This window comes from Frigoribacterium sp. R86507 (genome assembly GCF_044597695.1).
In the GTDB taxonomy this organism is placed as follows: domain Bacteria; phylum Actinomycetota; class Actinomycetes; order Actinomycetales; family Microbacteriaceae; genus Frigoribacterium.
The window spans coordinates 115,958-132,640 of record NZ_CP139002.1 but is presented as its reverse complement, the minus strand read 5'-3'; the positions used below and the strand labels follow the sequence as shown (position 1 = coordinate 132,640).

Sequence of the window (16,683 nt, the reverse complement as noted above, 5' to 3'; positions counted from 1 at the left end):
GGGTCAGCGGACGGAGGCGCGGCGCAGGAACGCGAACGTCCCCGCGATCGCCGCCGCCGCGAGCAGCGCCGCGGTGAGCGCCGCCCACCAGCTCTGGTAGTTCGCGAACACGGCGGGCAGCGAGGGGCCGGCGGCCAGGAGCGCGACGGCCAGCACGAGGACGACGCCGATCGAGATGCCCAGCGGGCCCCGCGGCCCGAACCGCAGCCAGGCCGCTCCGAACACCCCGCCGGCCGTCTGGGCGACGAGGGCGCCGAGGAACACGATCGGGACGAGCACGCCCAGGTCACCGGCACCGAGGACGTTGACGTCGAAGACGTAGAAGCCGCCGAACCAGTGGTCGGTCAGCACCTCGAGCGCGAGCAGGGCGGCGAACACCCCGGTCAGGTAGAGCGCGACGAGGGTGTGGGTCACGGCGGTGCCCAGCGCGAACGCCCGTCGCGTCGCCCCGAACGAGGCGGCGAGGGGGAAGGTCGAGGCGACCGAGGCCACGCCCATGGCGACGAGGTACCCGGACTGGGCCCACACGACCCCCGGGTTGAAGCGCGCACCGGTGGCGTACGAGGCGCCGTCCTCGTAGGCGCCCGAGCGCTGCAGCGTGACCTGGATCACCACGGTGACGGCGAACGTGATGGCGACGATGAGCAACGGCACGAGCAGCACGCTGCGCCGACGGGCGAACTGCAGTCGGACGACGGGCAGGATGCGGTTCATGACGTGACTCCTTCGAGTTCGGTGTCGCGCGAGCCGAGGGCCGCGACGACCTGTTGCAGTGAGACCCCCGAGAGCTCGACTCCCGCGGCATCGGCGTCGGATCGCGTGGTGCGGTCGGCGACGCCGTCGACCACCGCCGTCTTCAGCCCGCCGACCGCGTGCTGCGACAGGAGGCGGCGCCCGGCGGCGAACCGGTCGACAGCGGATGCCGTCCCGGCGACCTGGTAGGCGGAGGCCCGCGCCCGGTCGACGTCGGAGTCGAGCCGCACCCGGCCCTCGTCGAGCACGACCACCCGTTCGAGCAGGGCCTCCATCTCGTCGATGAGGTGGGTCGAGAGCAGGATCGTGCGGGGGTGGGCCGAGTAGTCGGCGAGCAGGCGGTCGTAGAACAGCTGCCGGGCCGTGGCGTCCAGTCCGAGGTAGGGCTCGTCGAAGATGGTCAGCGGGGCCCGCGAGGCCATGCCGATCACGATCGACGCGGCGGACAGCTGCCCGCGCGACATCTTCTTCAGGTCGGTCTTCTCGGGCACCCGCAGGTCGGCGGCGAGGTCGCGGGCGAGCGCGGCGTCCCACCCGCGGTGGAAGGCCGGTGCCACCGAGAGCACGTGCTTCAGTCGGAAGCCGTCCGGGTACCGCTGGCTGTCGCGCACGAAGGACACCTGCGACAGGACGTCGGCGTGGTCCGCGGGCTCTCGGCCGAAGACCCGCACCGCGCCTCCGGACGGCCGTTCCTGGCCGGCGACGCAGGCCATCAGCGTCGTCTTGCCGGCGCCGTTGCGGCCGAGGAGACCGCAGATGACCCCTTCGTCGACGCTGAGGTCGACGCCGTCCAGGGCGCGCGAGGAGCCGTAACGACGGCTCAGGTCGGTGATCTCGATCACAGGGCTCATGACTGGTCCTCTTGTTCGATCAGGTGGTGGAGGGCGGCGGCGTCGAGGCCCAGCGCGCGTGCCTCGGCCACCAGCGGGCGCACGTACTCGTCGGCGAAGCGGGCCCGGCGGTGTTCGGCCAGGCGCTCGCGGGCGCCGGTCGCGACGAACATGCCGACGCCCCGGCGCTTGTAGAGGATGCCGCGGTCGACCAACAGGTTGACGGCCTTGCCGGCCGTGGCCGGGTTGATCCGGTAGAACGCGGCGAGCTCGGTGGTCGACGCCACCGGTGCCTCGTCGGCGTAGGTGCCGTCGAGCACGTCCTTCTCGATCTGCGCAGCGAGCTGCTGGAAGATCGGCGTCCCGTCGTCGAGCACGACTGCTCCTTTGGTTAGCTACTTGAGTAGTTAACCTAGGAGGCGCGGGTCGGCCTGTCAAGGACCGTCCCGTTCAGGCGCTTGCGGCTCCCGCCCGCTCGAGGTCGCGCACGTCGTCCACTCCGCCGAAGGTCGCGCGGTAGGCGCGCGGGGTCGTGCCGAGCACGCGCGCGAAGTGGTGTCGCAGCACGGCCGCCGAACCGAAGCCGACCTCGTCGGCGATCGCGTCGATGCCGAGCCCGGTCGTCTCGAGCAGCTCTTGTGACCGCAGGAGGCGCTGGCGGGTGAGCCACGCCCCGGGCGTCGCCCCCAGCTCGGCCTTGAAGCGCCGGGCGAAGGTGCGCGGCGACATGTGCGCCCTCGCGGCCAGCCCCTCGATGCTCAGGTCGTCGCGGAGGTGCCCGAGCATCCAGTCGGTGAGCGGCGCGAGCGAGTCGTCGACCTCGACCGGGAGCGGGGTCTTGATGAACTGGCTCTGACCGCCGTCGCGGTGCGGCGGCACGACCATCCGGCGGGCGATCACGTTCGCGGCGGCGGCACCGTGCTCGCGGCGGACGAGGTGCAGGCAGGCGTCGATGCCGGCGGCCGTGCCCGCGCTCGTGATGACGCGGCGGTCCTCGACGAAGAGCACGTCGGCGTCGACCTCGATCGCGGGGTGGTCGCGCTGCAGGGCGTCCGAGTAGCGCCAGTGGGTCGTCGCCCGGCGTCCGTCGAGCAGCCCGGCCTCGGCCAGGACGAACGCCCCGCTGCACACGCTGAGCAACCACGCCCCGCGGGCCTCGGCCGCGACGAGCAGCTCGCGCACGGCCGGCGAGACGAGCTCGGCCTGGTCGGGCCGGTTCCAGAGAGCCGGCACGCAGATGACGTTGGCGTCGGCCGCGGCACCCAGGTCGAGGTCGACCGTGATCGAGAAGCCCTGGTTCGTGCGGACGAGCCCCGGGTGCTCGGTGACGATGCGGTGCTCGAACGGAGGCGCGCCCTCGTCGGTCCGGTCGAGGCCGAACACCTCGCAGAGCACCCCGAACTCGAAGGGCGCGACGCCGTCGGCGACGATGGTGGCGACGGTGCGGAACGGCATGGTGTCTCCTGGGGTGGGGCGAGCTGCACGCCGCCACGAAGTGGACACAGCGCCATCTCTTCTCGTGGCGTCGTGTCCACATCGTGGCGGGGTGCGGGGTGCGGGGTGCGGGTGCGGCGTGGCGGGGTGGCGGGGTGCGGGGTGGCGGGGTGTGGGCTGGCAGTGTGGCGCGATGTCGACGGACGGTGGCAACACTGCCACTCGTGGCAGGACCTGTCCACTCGTAGAGTTCCTGCCATGACCGCCGAGCCCCGCCCGACTGCCGAGCCCCGCCCGACCGCCGAGCCCCGACCGACCGCCGCCGTCCTCGACGACCTGCTCGCGCCTCCTACGCCCGTGGCCGCCCGCGCCCTCGAGGCGGCCGCCGTCGTGTCGAGTCCGGCCCTGCTCGCGCACAGCCGGCGCTCGGCGGCGCTCGCCGTGGCCCTGGGGCGACGCGAGGGGCTGGAGTTCGACCACGAGCTGCTGTTCGTGGCGGCGGCGCTGCACGACGTCGGACTGGCCGGCCCGTTCGACAGCCACGCCGAGCCCTTCGAGCGGGCCGGGGGCGAGGTCGCCCGTGTGTTCGCGACCGGGGCGGGGTGGTCGTCCGACCGGTCGCAGCGGGTGGTCGACGTCATCGTGCGGCACATGTGGCCCGCGGTCTCGCCCGACCTCGACGTCGAGGGGCACCTGCTCGAGCGCGCGACGAGCCTCGACGTGTCGGGGGTGGGCGGGGACGACTGGCCGATCGAACTCGTCGGCGCCCTCGTCGAGCGGGTGCCGCGCGACGGCTTCGGCGTCGAGTTCGGCGGGCTGATGTCGGCGCAGGCGCATCGGAAGCCCGGGTCCGAGGCAGGCCGGACGATCCGGGGCGGCATGCGCGACCGGATCGCCGCGAACCCGCTCGACCGCCTCTGACGGCCTCTGGCGCGCTCAAATCGAACCACCGATGTGGCGTCGAACCTCGCAAGTCGGTGGTTCGACGCCACATCGGTGGTTCGACGCTACTGTGCGTCGATCCGGCCGGCCGCCGGCCCGGCCCCCTCCCGCGATCGCCCTCCATCGGTTAGAATGATGCAAACGTATGAATTTGGAGAGCACCCGCATGGCACACCCCCTCGAGTTCGGCCTCGACACCTTCGGCGACATCACCGACCGCCTCGACGGCAGCCCGGTCACGCACGCCCAGGCCATCCGCAACCTGGTGGAGCAGGCCGTGCTCGCCGATCAGGTGGGCCTCGACTTCATCGGCGTCGGCGAGCACCACCGCAAGGACTTCGCCGTCTCGGCCCCCGAGGTCGTGCTCGCCGCGATCGCCGCCCGCACGAAGACGATCCGCCTGGGCTCGGCCGTCACCGTCCTCAGCTCGGACGACCCCGTGCGCGTGTTCCAGCGCTTTGCCACGGTCGACGCGATCTCGAACGGACGCGCCGAGGTCATCCTCGGCCGCGGCTCGTTCACCGAGTCGTTCCCGCTCTTCGGCCTCGACCTGCAGGACTACGAGGTGCTCTTCGAGGAGAAGATCCAGCTCTTCGCCGAACTGCTGAAGGAGGGCCCCACGACCTGGTCGGGCACCGTCCGGGCCGGTCTCGACGCTCAAGAGGTGTACCCCAAGACCGAGGGCGGCTCGATCCGGACCTGGGTCGGCGTCGGCGGATCGCCGCAGTCGGTCATCCGCGCCGCGCACTACGGCTTCCCGCTCTTCCTCGCGATCATCGGCGGCCAGCCCGCCCAGTTCGCGCCCTACGCCGACCTCTACCGACGCGCCCTCGGCGAGTTCGGCCACGACTCGCAGCCGATCGCGATGCACTCGCCCGGTTTCGTGGCCGAGACCGACGCCGAAGCCAAGGAGGCGCTGTTCCCGTACCAAGAGGAGCAGACGAACCAGCTCGGTCGCGAACGCGGCTGGCCGCCCTACAGCCGTGCGCAGTACGAGGCCAGCGCCAGCTCGACCGGTGCGCTCTACGTGGGCTCGCCCGAGACCGTCGCCACGAAGATCGCGCAGAACATGCGCCTGCTCGGTGCGACACGCTTCGACATGCGGTACAGCATGGGCCGCCTGCCGCACGAGCTCATGATGCGCAGCATCGAGCTGTACGGCACGAAGGTCGTGCCGCTGGTGCGCGAGATGCTCGCCTGACCCGACCCGCGCCTCCTCGGGGCGTCAGCGGGTGCGCTCGCGCTGGTGTGACAGCGCCTCGAGCTGCTCGTTGTACGCCCTGAGCTCGGCGTCGTCGTCGCGCTCGGCCTGGCGGTCCTTGCGGACGGCTTCACGACCGTCGCTGCGGCTCCACATGATCGCCACGGCGACGGCCATGACGATCGTCGGGATCTCGCCGACGCTCCAGGCGATACCGCCGGCGACGTACTGGTCCTGCATCGGGGTGGGCCCCCAGGTGCGACCCATGGCGCCGTACCAGTCGGCCAGGAAGAGCCCCGTGGCGCTCATGATGCCCAGGCCGAAGAAGGCGTGGAACGCCATGGTCCCGAGCAGCACGACGAGTCGGGCGGGGTAGGGGAGTCGACCCTTGACCGGGTCGATGCCGATCATGGACTGCACGAAGAGGTAGCCGGTGATCAGGAAGTGCACGATCATCCAGTAGTGGCCGATGTGCGTGGTCGTCGCCCAGCTGAACAACGGCGTGTAGTAGAACGCCCACAGCGAGCCCGCGAACAGCACCGCCGAGATGATCGGGTTGCTGACGAACGTCGCGAACCGCGAGTGCACCAGGATCATGATCCACTCACGACCGCCCCGCGTGCCGTCGCTGCGCTTCTTGATGGTGCGCAGCGCGAGCGTGACCGGGGCGCCGGGCACGAGCAGCACGGGCACGAGCATGCCCAGCGCCATGTGCGCGAGCATGTGCGTGCTGAAGAGGTACTCCTCGTAGACGTTCGGGGCACCGCAGGTGATGTAGAACAGCACGACGAGACCCGCCACCCACGAGACGGTCCGGCCGACCGGCCAGCGGTCGCCGCGACGGTGCAGGCGCACGACGCCGGCCAGGTAGAAGAAGACGCCGAAGGCGCAGAGCAGGCCCCAGAGCAGGTCGACGTTCCACTCGGTGAGGTAGCGCAGGGGCGTCAGCTCGGGCGGCAGGGCCTCTTCGGTGAGGATGACCGCGGGGGTCGGATCGGCCAGGTCGGCCGCCGCGACCTGCTCGACCGGGGTGGCCGTCCGGGCGAGGGCGGCCGCGACACCCGAGGCGAGCCCCATGAACGCCAGCTCGGCGGTGACGAACCACCAGAAGAGCTTCGCCGTCGCCTTGGGGTGGGTGGCGAGGCGGCCGACGAGCCAGCGGCGCTGCACGACGCCGAACAGGCCCAGCGCGACGAGGGCGAACGTCTTGACCAGCACGAGCACGCCGTAGCCCGACGTCAGGGCCGACCAGTCGCCGATGCGGATCGCGGCGCTGCCGATGCCCGACACCGCGACGACCACGAAGCAGACGATGGCCACGCTCGAGTAGCGCGCGAGCACGATCGCCAGCCGGCCGCTCGAGAGGTGGCCCCGCAGCAGCACGATGGCGAGCAGGCCGCCCAGCCAGACCGAGGCCCCGACCAGGTGCAGGGCGAGGTCGGTGACGGCGGCGTCGTGCCCGCTCGTACCGGCCGCGTGGCCCTGCTCGGCGATGGGGATGAGCCCGCCGGCGGCGAGCACCGTGACGGCGACGATCAACCAGATGTTGCGGACGATGAAGCAGAGCACCGTGACGGTGGCGGCGATCAGCGTCGTGATGAGCCAGGCGGTGCCGAGCTCGGTGTTCGTCAGGAAGAACGCGAGCGTCCGCCCGAACTGGTCGTCGAAGGTGACCGGGACGTTGGCGACGCTGAGGAAGGTGAAGAAGGTGGTGATCGCCGAGGCGACGGCCCAGAAGCCGGCGGCGGCCGCGGCGACGTCCATGGCGCGGTCGTACTCGGCCTCGCGTCGGGTGAGCGCGAAGCAGGTCAGGAAGAGCGTGCCGATGGTGAGGGCCGCGCCGATGTTGCCCAGCATCTTGGCCATGGGCAGGCCGTAGCGCACGACCTCGCCGGGGTCGACGACGAGGGGCGCGTCGGCCGCCCCGCCGAACTTCAGCGCGGCGAGGAGGGACGCGAACGCCACCAGCACGAGCAGTGCGGGCGCCGTGGTGCGAGCGAGTCTGGGCATCGTCTACCAGGGTAAGTCGGATCGCCTGGTGAACAGGCGGGGGTGAGGGGCGTCGCTCGACGTCGAGTGATCGGAACGAGAGAAGGGGCGGGACGACCGATGGTCGTCACGCCCCTTCTCGGGTGCTCGTGAGAGCGAGGACTACTTGACGGCAGCCTTGAGCTTGCTGCCGGCGCTGACCTTGACGCTGTCGCTGGCGGCGATCTCGAGGGCCTCACCCGTCTGGGGGTTACGGCCGGTGCGAGCGGCGCGGTGCGTCTTCTCGAAGGCGATCCACCCGGGGATGGTGACCTTCGTGCCGTCGGCGACCGACTTCGAAACGACGGAGAAGAACGCGTCGACGATGCCGCTGACGGCGGCCTGGCTCTGGCCGGACTCGGATGCGACAGCTGCGACGAGCTCGGTACGGTTCAGTGACTTGTCAGCCATGTAAATGTCCTCCTCGGACTTCATTCGGTGTGACGAGACACGGCGTTCACCATGCCTGTGCGATCGAGACCAGAGAGCCGAGGGCCCTGTGGAACCGGTTGAAACCTACCAGGAAGACTTCGTGATGCCCGGCAACTCGCCACGGTGGGCCATGTCGCGGAAACGCACGCGGCTGATGCCGTAGGCCTTGAGGTGACCGCGGGGGCGGCCGTCGACCGAGTCGCGGTTGCGGAGGCGGACCGGCGACGCGTTGCGCGGCAGCTTCTGCAGACCGAGGCGAGCGGCCTCGCGGCTCTCGTCGGAACCGTTCGGGTCGATCAGGGCCTTCTTCAGCTCGAGACGCTTCTCGGCGTAGCGGGCCACGATCTCGGCGCGCTGGTTGTTCTTGGCGATCATGCTCTTCTTGGCCATTTTTAGCGCTCCTCGCGGAATTCGACGTGCTTGCGAATCACCGGGTCGTACTTCTTCAGCACGAGACGGTCGGGGTTGTTGCGACGGTTCTTCTTGGTCACGTACGTGAAACCGGTGCCCGCCGTCGAGCGGAGCTTGATGATGGGACGGACGTCCTGTTGACGAGCCATTAGATCTTCTCCCCACGAGCGAGCAGGTCCTTGACGACCGACTCGATGCCACGAGCGTCGATGACCTTGATGCCCTTGGCGCTGAGCTGCAGCGTCACGTTACGACGAAGCGACGGCACGTAGTACGTCTTCTTCTGGATGTTCGGGTCGAAACGACGCTTGGTGCGTCGGTGCGAGTGCGAGATGTTGTGTCCGAAGCCGGGAACGGCTCCGGTCACCTGGCAGGTTGCTGCCATGGTTTTCCTCCGTAGATACCGTGAGGGCCGGAGCCCTCACCCAAGGTCACTTGTCGGCGCGCCGGTCCCCCTTGCCCGATCGAAGGATCGGGCGATGGTGCCGGGAGGCGGTGCACATGGGCGCAGAGAGCGCCCAACCAAAGGGAGAGCCTACGCGACACGCCCGGACCCACGCAACCCGCGCCTCCTCGGCGTGACGGATCGGGGGCGAGGAGGCGCGGCTCAGCGGATCGCGGAGGCGTCGGCGGCCACGCGAGCCTCGGCCGTGCACGCCGGGCACAGGCCGAACACGTCGACCACGTGCTGCGCCTCGGTGAACCCGTGCGTCGCGGCGACGTGCTGGGCCCAGGTCTCGACCTCGTCGGCTTCGATCTCGACGGTGGTGCCGCAGTTGCGGCAGATGAGGTGGTGGTGGTGCGTGCCCGGGGTGCAGGCGCGGTAGAGGCTCTCGCCTTCTTGCTGCAGCGAGTCGGCCGAGCCGTCGGCGGCGAGGTCGGCGAGGGCCCGGTAGACCGTGGCCAGGCCGATGCCGGTCTCGCGCAGGTGGGCGTGCAGCGCCTGGGCACTGACGAACCCCTCGCTCGTGCCGAGTGCTTCTCGCACGGCCTCGCGTTGCCACGTGTTGCGTCGGACCACCACGTCGTCCTGCCTCTCTGTGTGTCAGACCCCGGTCGAGGCCAAGGGTACCCGCGGGCCCCTGCGCGGCTTCCCGGCGGCGGTCGTCCGGCGCCAGCCGACCAGGCGGCAGACGAGCCAGATCGTGAACGAGATCGTGGTGACGTAGGGGCTGATCGGCAGGCCGCCGCCGAGGGCGAGCAGGATGCCGCCGACGACCGAGACGACGGCGAACGTCACGCTGAGCACGGGCACGAGTCGGGGATTCACGGTCAGCCTCAGCGCGGCCGCGGCGGGCGTCACGAGCAGCGAGAGGACGAGCAGCGCCCCGATGATCTGCACCGACACCGCGACCGCCAGGCCGAGCACGAGCATGAACACGATGCCGAGCGTGCGCACGGGCACGCCGGCCGCCGCGGCGACGTCGGGGTCGACGCTGGCGAAGGTCAGCGGACGCCAGATCACGATCAGCGTGACGATCACGACGGCCGAGATGGCGACGAGCCAGCCCAGCTGCGGGTTGTCGACCGACACGATCTGGCCGGTCAGCAGCCCGAACTTGTTGGCCGATCGCCCCCGGTAGAGCGCCAGGAAGAGGATGCCGAGGCCCAGGCCGAACGGCATGAGCACGGCGATGATCGAGTTGCGCTCACGCGCCCGGGTGCCCAGCAGCCCGATCAGCAGGGCCGCGAGCAGGCTGCCGACGAGCGAGCCGCTGACGACGTTGACGCCGAGCAGCAGGGCGGCGGCGGCGCCGGCGAACGAGAGCTCGCTGATGCCGTGCACCGCGAAGGGCATGTTGCGCGTGATGACGAACGGGCCGATCAGGCCGCCCACCAGGCCGAGCACCGCGCCCGCGACGACGCTGTTCCGGACCAGCACGAGCAGCTCGCCGAAGTCCTGGAAGCTGAACAGCTGCGACCACAGGTCGGTCATCGGACGAGCCCTTCGTCGTCGCGGTGTTCGTCGACGTGGTGGTCGTGGCCGTCGTGGCTGCCGACGATCACGATGCGACCCATGGTGCGGATCACGTCGACCGGGGTGCCGTAGAGGTCGCTCAGCACGTCGGCGCGCAGCACCTCGTCGGGCGTGCCGATGCGGAACCGGCCGCCGGCGAGGTAGAGCACCCGGTCGACGACGTCGAGGATGGGGTTGACGTCGTGCGTGACGAACACGACCGCGGCGTTGCGGGCCCGCCGCTGCTCGTCGATCAGCCGGGTGACCTCGCGCTGGTGGCGCAGGTCGAGCGAGATGAGGGGTTCGTCGCAGAGCAGCAGGGCCGGTTCGGCGGCCAGGGCCTGACCGACCCGCGTGCGCTGTTGCTCGCCGCCGCTGAGGCTGGCGACCGGCGAGGTCGCGAACGACGTCGCGCCGACGTCGTCGACGAGGGCGTCGATGCGCGCACGTTCGGCGGCCGATTCGCGGCGCAGCCCCCAGCGGTGACCCGTGACGCCGAGCGCGATCATGTCGCGGGCGCGCAGCGGGGTGCCGGACTCCATCAGTCGTTGCTGCGGCACGTAGCCGATGCGGCGGTGGCCGCGACCGACCGGTCGGCCGAGGAACTCGATGCTGCCCTCGGTCAGCTGCTGCTGGCCGAGGATCGTGCGCAGCATCGTCGTCTTGCCCGCGCCGTTCGGCCCGAGCACCGCGATGAACTCGCCCGGCTGCACGTCGAGGTCGAGCCCCGACCAGAGCGTGCGGGCGCCGAACGAGACCTCGGCGTCGCGGAGGCGCAGCACGGCGTCGCCGCCGCCACCGGCCGAGGAGGCGCGGGTGGCGGCGGCGACGGAGGTCGCGCCGGACGGGTCGGTCACTTGCCGAGCGCCTCCGAGATCGCGTCGATGTTGCTCTGTTGCCATGCCACGTAGTCTTCCCCCTCGGGCAGCAGCTCGGTGACCGGCACGATGGCGACGCCCGCGTCGGTCGCGGCCTTCTCGACCTGCTCGGTCTCGGGGCTCGAGGTCTGCTCGTTGTAGGCGAGCAGGTCGACCTTCCCGTCGGTGAAGAGCTTCAGGGTCTCGTTGAGCACGGCGGGCGAGACGTCGTCGCCCTCCTCGATGGCCTCCGAGAACTCGGCGGGCGTCACGTTGACCAGGCCCATGGCGTCGAAGAGGTAGCCGGGCACGGGCTCGGTGTAGGCGACCGGGTCGCCGTCGTGGGCCGTCTTGATCGACGCGGCCTGCGCCTCCAGGTCGGCGATCTTCGTGCCGAAGGCCTCGGCGTTGGCGGTGAAGGTGTCGGCGTTCGCCGTGTCGACCCGGCCGAATTCGTCGGCCAGGGCCGTGGCGAGCTTCGCCATGCTCGGCAGGCTGTAGAAGACGTGCTCGTTGAACGCCGCGTGGTCGTGGTCGGCGTGGTCGTCGGCCTCGGGCGTGGCGTCGTCGCTCGCGGCGTCGGTGGCCTCGTCGGCGTGGTCGTCGTGCCCGGCCTCGGGGTCGAGCCCCGAGACGTTGACCGCGTTGATCACGGTGGCGTCGGTACCGCTCGCGTCGACCATCGTGTCGACGAACGAGTCGTAGCCGCCGCCGTTCTCGACGACCACGTCGGCCTTCGAGACGGCCAGCTGCGTGCGGGCGTCGGCCTCGTACGAGTGCGGGTCCTGCGAGGGGTCGCTGATGATGCTCGTGACGTCGACCAGGTCGCCGCCGACCGTCCGGGCGATGTCGCCGTAGACGTTGGTCGACGTCACCACCGAGATCGCGCCTCCGTCGGCGGCCTCGCTCGAGCCGGAGGCGCCCGTGGCGCAACCGCTCAGCACGAGGGCCGCGGCGGTGGGCAGGACGAGCAGGGTCGGCAGCGAGCGCTTCTTCATGTCGGTCACGCTATTGCTACTGATAATGATTGTCAAAACGAGGAGGCGCGGCCCGGCCGAGCGCGCCTCCTCGCCTCGCCGAGACCCCAGGAATGCGCCGAGACCCCCGTGCGCGCACGGGGGTCTCGGTCACTTCCTGGGGTCTCGCCGGGCCTAGGCCTTCGTGGCGGCCTCGACGGACTCGGCGCCTGCGGCGTCGTCGTCCTCGCGACCGGGCGTCTTGAGGTTCCACTTCTTGATCACGAAGCTGAACAGGACGTAGTAGACGACCGCGTAGCCGAGCCCGATCGGGATCAGCCAGATCGAGTTCTGCGAGATGTTGAAGTTCAGCACGTAGTCGATCAACCCCGCCGAGAAGGTGAACCCGGTGTGGATGTCGAGCGCGTTGACCAGCATCATCGACGTGCCGGTCAGCACCGCGTGGAGCACGTACAGCGGCCAGGCGACGAACATGAACGAGAACTCGAGGGGCTCGGTGATGCCCGTGATGAACGCGGTCAGCGCGGTCGACAGCATGATGCCGCCGATCAGCTTCTTCTTCTCGGGGCGGGCGTGGCGCCAGATGGCCAGGGCCGCAGCGGGCAGGGCGAACATGAAGATCGGGAAGAACCCGGTCATGAACACCCCGGCGCTCGGGTCGCCGGCGAAGAAGCGGTTCAGGTCGCCGCGCACGACCTCGCCGCTCGCGTTGGTGTAGTCGCCGACCAGGAACCAGACGACCGAGTTGAGGATGTGGTGCAGGCCCGTGGGGATCAGCAGGCGGTTGGCGACGCCGTAGACGCCGCTGCCGACCACGTCGTTCGACGCCACGGCCTGGCCGATGCCGGTGAGGGCGTTGTTGAAGAGCGGGTAGATGAACGACATGACCACGCCGACGACCAGGCCGGTGACGGCCGTGAGGATCGGCACCATGCGGCGGCCCGAGAAGAACCCGAGGAAGTCGGGCAGCTTCGTCCGGTGGAACCGCTGCCAGATGATCGCCGACAGGATGCCCATCACGATGCCGGCCAGCACGCCGTAGTTGATGACCTCGGGGTCGCCCGTGGGGGTCTCGCGACCGGCGAGCACGACCGGGGACATGGCCTTGAAGACGCCGTCGATGACCATGTAGCCGACGACCGCGGCGAGGGCCGTCGAGCCGTCCGACTTCTTCGCCCAGCCGATCGCGATGCCGACCGCGAAGATCAGCGGCAGCCAGGTGAAGACCGCCTGTCCGGCCGCCCCGATCACCGAGGCACCGGTCTCGAAGCCCGGGATCGCTCCGAGGAGGTCGTCCTGCCCGAGTCGCAGCAGGATGCCCGCGGCGGGCAGCACGGCGATCGGCAGCATGAGGCTGCGCCCGAGGCGCTGCAGCACCGCGAACGCGGCCGAGCCCCTCTTCTTGGTCGGGGCCGACTCGGTCGTCGTCGTCATCAGGTGGTCCTCTCGTCGGTGAGCAGCCGTGGTGCGGGGGTGGGTGTCGTGCAGGTGGAGGCGGTTCGGGAGGCGCGGGGCGCGTCGAGCATGGAGCCAGCCCGGTCCTGTCCGGTCATGACCAGTGAGTGGTAGTTTCCTCAGACCGACGGGTGGTGTCAACTAGGACGACACCCTCGTCACCGCGAGCGACCGACCCACGGAGGAGAACAGCTCATGTCGAAAGCACAGGCCATGATCGACGGACTCGGCGGCGCCGACAACATCGAGGAGATCGAGGGCTGCATCACGCGCCTCCGCACCGACGTGCGGGACATCTCGCTGGTGGACGACGCCGCCCTGAAGGCGGCCGGCGCCACCGCCGTCGTCCACGCGGGTGGCAGCGTCCAGGTGATCGTCGGCACGATCGCCGACTCGCTCGCCGAAGACATCAACGACCTGCTGCCGTGACCACGGTCGTCTCGCCCGTCGCCGGCCGGGTGACGGCGCTCGCCGAGGTGCCCGACGCCGTGTTCGCGGGGCAGCTCGTGGGCGCGGGCGTCGCGGTCGAGCCGAGCGCGCCTCCTGCCGGTGGCCTGGTCGCCGTCGTCTCGCCCGTCGCGGGCGAGATCGTCAAGCTGCACCCGCACGCGTTCGTCGTCGTGGGCGAGTCGGGCACGGGCCTGCTCGTGCACGTCGGCATCGACACGGTGAAGCTTGGCGGCACGGGTTTCGAGCTCGTCGTCGCCGAGGGCGCGACCGTCGCGGCGGGCGACCTCGTCGTCCGCTTCGACCCGGCCGTCGTGGCCGAGGCGGGCTACTCGGCCGTCATCCCGGTCGTCGTGCTCGACAGCGCCCCCGACAGCGTCTCGCAGCAGGCCGTCGGCACGACCGTCGCATCGGGCGAGCCCCTCTTCGGCCTCTGAGGCCGGCACCACGCTGCTCGCGGCCCGACAGCGCGCCGTGTTTCGTGCACCACACCCGGTCTACTTGCGGTGCGGTGCACGACACGCGGTGCCGTGCGGCCGTGGCCGGGTGTCACACCGGGGTGGTGCCCGACTCGACCTGCATCTTCAGGCGGTAGCGGTCCGAGCGGTACCAGCTCTTGGCGTGTTCGAGTGGGACGTCGCCCGCGAACGAGATCCGGTCGAAGTACATCACCGGGGCGCCTTCTCGCGTGCCGAGCAGGGTCGCGACGTCGGCGTCGGCCCCCTCGGCGCTGACCGTCTGGGTCGCGCGCGTGATCGGCGTCGCGTAGTCGCCGTCGAGCGTGCGGTACAGCGACCGGCTCAGGTCGTGGTCGAGTAGTCCGGGCAGGCGGTCGGCGGGGTACCAGCCGTCGTCGATGCTGACCGGCACGCCGTCGGCCAGGCGCAGGCGCTTGACGTGGAACGCCGAGGCGCCGGCCTCGAGTCCGAGCGCGGCGGTCGTCTCGGGCGGGGGAGTCGTCTCGGCCTTCACCAGCACGACCGTGCTCGGCACGTGACCGAGCTTGGTCATCTCGTCGGTGAACGAGGCGAGGTGCAGCGTCGACTGCACGACACGGTGCGCCACGAAGGTGCCCTTGCCCCGCACGCGGGTCAACCAGCCCTCGTTCACGAGTTGCCCCACGGCCTCGCGCACGGTGATGCGGCTGACGCCGTACTCGAGCATGAGCTGGCGCTCGCTCGCGATCGCCGAGCCGGGCTGCGAACCGGCCGCGAGCCGCTGCACGATGGAGCGCAACTGCTCGTGCTTCGGCACGGCTCCGTCGGTGATGTGGTCGGTCATGGGCCCCTCGTCGGTCACGCCCGAGGGTGGTCCCATCTGGTCATGACCGATCGTCCTGCACTCGACGTTAGTCCACGCCGCCCGTCCCCAGCCAGGCGAGGACCCGGCTGGGGGTGCTGTTCACAGGAACGGACGAGGAGGCGCGGCTCAGTCGAGCAGGAGCGCGGGCTCTTCGAGGACGCTCGCCACGTCGGCCACGAACCGGCTGGCGACGTCGCCGTCCACCACGCGGTGGTCGAAGCTCGCCCCGATCGTCGTCACCATGCGGGAGCGCACCTCGCCGTCGACCACCCAGGCCTTGGGCTTGATCGTGCCGAGGGCCACGATCGCGACTTCGCCCGGGTTGAGGATCGGCGTGCCGGTGTCCATGCCGAAGACGCCGATGTTGGTGATCGTGATGGTGCCGTCCCTCATGTCGGCCGGCGTCGTCTTGCCGTCGCGCGCCGTCAGCGTCAGCTGCTCGAGGGCCTGGGCCAGCTCGAGCAGGCTCATCGACTGGGCTTCTTTGACGTTCGGCACGATCAGGCCACGCGGGGTGGCCGCGGCGATGCCGAGGTTGACGAAGTGCCGTACGAGGATCTCGCGGTCGGTCCAGGCCGAGTTGACCATCGGGTTGCGACGCACGGCCCAGATGATCGCCTTGGCCATGATCAGCAGCGGCGAGACCTTGACGCCGGCGAACTGCGGCGACGCCTTCAGCCGCTTGACGAACTCCATCGTGCGGGTGGCGTCGACGTCGACGAACAGGCTGACGTGCGGGGCGGTGAACGCCGACGACGTCATGGCCGCCGCGATGGCCTTGCGGACGCCCTTGACCGGGATGCGCTCGACGCGCTCCTCGCCCCACTCGGGCGTCTCGATGTTGCGGAACACGCTGGCCTGCTGGGCGTGACGGATGACGTCGTCGCGCGTGACCTCGCCGGCGAGGCCGGTCGGCTGGACGACGGCGAGGTCGACCTCGAGGTCCTTGGCCAGCTTGCGGATCGGCGGCTTGGCGATGATCGGCAGGGCCTGGGCGGCGGGCACCGACGTGGTGGGGCGTCGCCGGGCCTGCTCGGCGACGCGCAGCTGCCGGGCGTCGACCTCGGTCTGCGACGGACGACGGCGGCGGGTCGCGCCGTGACCGCCCGCGGCGCCGTAGCCCACGAGCACAGCACCCGAGCCGGTGTCGGCAGCGGCCTCGGGTGCGGCCTCGGGCGCGTGCGCCACCGAACCGGTGTCGCCGTCGGCACTGACCGCGTCGGCCGAGCGGACCGGGGCACCAGGGATCGAGCCCTGTGCCGGCGCCGGGGCGGTGGCTGCCGCGGGTTCGGCCTGACGGGCACGCTGAGCCGAGAGCGCCTCTTCGTTCTGTGACACGACCTGCGCCGTGCGCGCGAGTCCGCCCGATTCGAGCGACTCGGACTCGGCAGCACGACCCGACGGGGTCGCGGGGGCCGCCGAGTCGCCGACCCGGATGATCGGGGTGCCGACGTCGACCGTGGTGCCCGGTTCGACGAGGATGCTCTCGACCACGCCGGCGTAGGGCGACGGCAACTCGACGAGCGACTTCGCGGTCTCGATCTCGACGAGCACCTGGTTGATCTCGACGCTGTCGCCGGGGGCGACCTTCCACTCGACGATCTCGGCCTCGGTCAGGCCCTCGCCGACGTCGGGCAGGGTGAATTCGCTGGTCATG

At 70.7% G+C, this 16,683-nt stretch carries 20 protein-coding genes; 4 read left to right on the top strand and 16 right to left on the bottom strand.

Features of this window, described 5'->3' with window-relative positions:
• Positions 1–3 precede the first annotated feature (3 nt).
• From SJY14_RS00610 to SJY14_RS00595, 4 genes are all read right to left on the bottom strand, one after another.
• On the bottom strand, positions 4–714 hold the full coding sequence (locus tag SJY14_RS00610) for a hypothetical protein (protein WP_396599470.1): 711 nt from the start codon (positions 712–714) through the stop codon (positions 4–6).
• On the bottom strand, positions 711–1,604 hold the full coding sequence (locus tag SJY14_RS00605; RefSeq protein WP_396599469.1) for an ATP-binding cassette domain-containing protein: 894 nt from the start codon (positions 1,602–1,604) through the stop codon (positions 711–713). The genes SJY14_RS00610 and SJY14_RS00605 overlap by 4 nt, the downstream gene beginning before the upstream one ends.
• On the bottom strand, positions 1,601–1,960 hold the full coding sequence (locus SJY14_RS00600; RefSeq protein ID WP_396599468.1) for a GntR family transcriptional regulator: 360 nt from the start codon (positions 1,958–1,960) through the stop codon (positions 1,601–1,603). The genes SJY14_RS00605 and SJY14_RS00600 overlap by 4 nt, the downstream gene beginning before the upstream one ends.
• A gap of 73 nt (positions 1,961–2,033) precedes the next feature.
• On the bottom strand, positions 2,034–3,038 hold the full coding sequence (locus tag SJY14_RS00595; RefSeq protein ID WP_396599467.1) for a GlxA family transcriptional regulator: 1,005 nt from the start codon (positions 3,036–3,038) through the stop codon (positions 2,034–2,036).
• Between the two features lie 237 nt (positions 3,039–3,275).
• On the opposite strand from SJY14_RS00595, the gene SJY14_RS00590 reads away from it, so the two are divergent.
• A complete protein-coding gene (locus SJY14_RS00590; protein ID WP_396599466.1) occupies positions 3,276–3,938 on the top strand; it encodes an HD domain-containing protein in 663 nt (220 codons plus the stop codon).
• Between the two features lie 187 nt (positions 3,939–4,125).
• Entirely contained in the window at positions 4,126–5,160 is a 1,035-nt protein-coding gene (locus SJY14_RS00585; protein WP_396599465.1) for an LLM class flavin-dependent oxidoreductase, read from the top strand.
• Positions 5,161–5,184: 24 nt separating this feature from the next.
• On the opposite strand, the gene SJY14_RS00580 is transcribed toward SJY14_RS00585, so the two are convergent.
• The 10 genes from SJY14_RS00580 to SJY14_RS00535 form a co-directional block, all read right to left on the bottom strand.
• Entirely contained in the window at positions 5,185–7,170 is a 1,986-nt protein-coding gene (locus SJY14_RS00580; protein ID WP_396599464.1) for a cytochrome c oxidase assembly protein, read from the bottom strand.
• Positions 7,171–7,311: 141 nt separating this feature from the next.
• Positions 7,312–7,599 (bottom strand): HU family DNA-binding protein, encoded by a 288-nt coding sequence (locus tag SJY14_RS00575; RefSeq protein ID WP_396599463.1) that lies wholly within the window; start codon positions 7,597–7,599, stop codon positions 7,312–7,314.
• 105 nt (positions 7,600–7,704) lie between these two features.
• Positions 7,705–8,010 (bottom strand): 30S ribosomal protein S14, encoded by a 306-nt coding sequence (gene rpsN / locus SJY14_RS00570; RefSeq protein ID WP_043595941.1) that lies wholly within the window; start codon positions 8,008–8,010, stop codon positions 7,705–7,707.
• 2 nt (positions 8,011–8,012) lie between these two features.
• Complete coding sequence (gene rpmG / locus SJY14_RS00565; protein WP_043595944.1) at positions 8,013–8,180, bottom strand: 50S ribosomal protein L33; 168 nt, start codon at positions 8,178–8,180, stop codon at positions 8,013–8,015.
• Entirely contained in the window at positions 8,180–8,416 is a 237-nt protein-coding gene (gene rpmB / locus SJY14_RS00560; protein ID WP_043595945.1) for a 50S ribosomal protein L28, read from the bottom strand. The genes rpmG and rpmB overlap by 1 nt, the downstream gene beginning before the upstream one ends.
• Positions 8,417–8,638: 222 nt before the next feature.
• The gene (locus SJY14_RS00555) at positions 8,639–9,052 is read right to left on the bottom strand and encodes a Fur family transcriptional regulator (RefSeq protein WP_071255624.1); all 414 of its coding nucleotides are present in this window, start codon (positions 9,050–9,052) and stop codon (positions 8,639–8,641) included.
• Positions 9,053–9,076: 24 nt separating this feature from the next.
• Complete coding sequence (locus tag SJY14_RS00550; protein ID WP_396599462.1) at positions 9,077–9,967, bottom strand: metal ABC transporter permease; 891 nt, start codon at positions 9,965–9,967, stop codon at positions 9,077–9,079.
• Complete coding sequence (locus tag SJY14_RS00545) at positions 9,964–10,845, bottom strand: metal ABC transporter ATP-binding protein (RefSeq protein WP_396599461.1); 882 nt, start codon at positions 10,843–10,845, stop codon at positions 9,964–9,966. The genes SJY14_RS00550 and SJY14_RS00545 overlap by 4 nt, the downstream gene beginning before the upstream one ends.
• Positions 10,842–11,843, bottom strand: coding sequence for a metal ABC transporter substrate-binding protein (locus tag SJY14_RS00540; RefSeq protein WP_396599460.1), 1,002 nt, complete (start codon positions 11,841–11,843; stop codon positions 10,842–10,844). Before SJY14_RS00540 ends, SJY14_RS00545 begins: the two co-directional genes overlap by 4 nt.
• Positions 11,844–11,996: 153 nt before the next feature.
• Positions 11,997–13,256, bottom strand: a complete 1,260-nt coding sequence (locus SJY14_RS00535) for a PTS transporter subunit EIIC (protein ID WP_396599459.1) — start codon at positions 13,254–13,256, stop codon at positions 11,997–11,999.
• 216 nt (positions 13,257–13,472) lie between these two features.
• Here SJY14_RS00535 and SJY14_RS00530 point away from each other — a divergent pair, with 216 nt between their 5' ends.
• Together SJY14_RS00530 and SJY14_RS00525 are read left to right on the top strand one after the other, a co-directional pair.
• Complete coding sequence (locus SJY14_RS00530) at positions 13,473–13,706, top strand: glucose PTS transporter subunit EIIB (RefSeq protein WP_054145886.1); 234 nt, start codon at positions 13,473–13,475, stop codon at positions 13,704–13,706.
• Positions 13,703–14,161, top strand: a complete 459-nt coding sequence (locus tag SJY14_RS00525) for a PTS glucose transporter subunit IIA (RefSeq protein ID WP_396599458.1) — start codon at positions 13,703–13,705, stop codon at positions 14,159–14,161. Before SJY14_RS00530 ends, SJY14_RS00525 begins: the two co-directional genes overlap by 4 nt.
• 112 nt (positions 14,162–14,273) lie before the next feature.
• On the opposite strand, the gene SJY14_RS00520 is transcribed toward SJY14_RS00525, so the two are convergent.
• Positions 14,274–15,005 (bottom strand): GntR family transcriptional regulator, encoded by a 732-nt coding sequence (locus SJY14_RS00520; RefSeq protein ID WP_396599457.1) that lies wholly within the window; start codon positions 15,003–15,005, stop codon positions 14,274–14,276.
• 147 nt (positions 15,006–15,152) lie between these two features.
• Positions 15,153–16,682: a dihydrolipoamide acetyltransferase family protein gene (locus SJY14_RS00515; protein WP_396599456.1), complete on the bottom strand. Its 1,530-nt coding sequence runs from the start codon at positions 16,680–16,682 to the stop codon at positions 15,153–15,155.
• Position 16,683 lies beyond the last annotated feature (1 nt).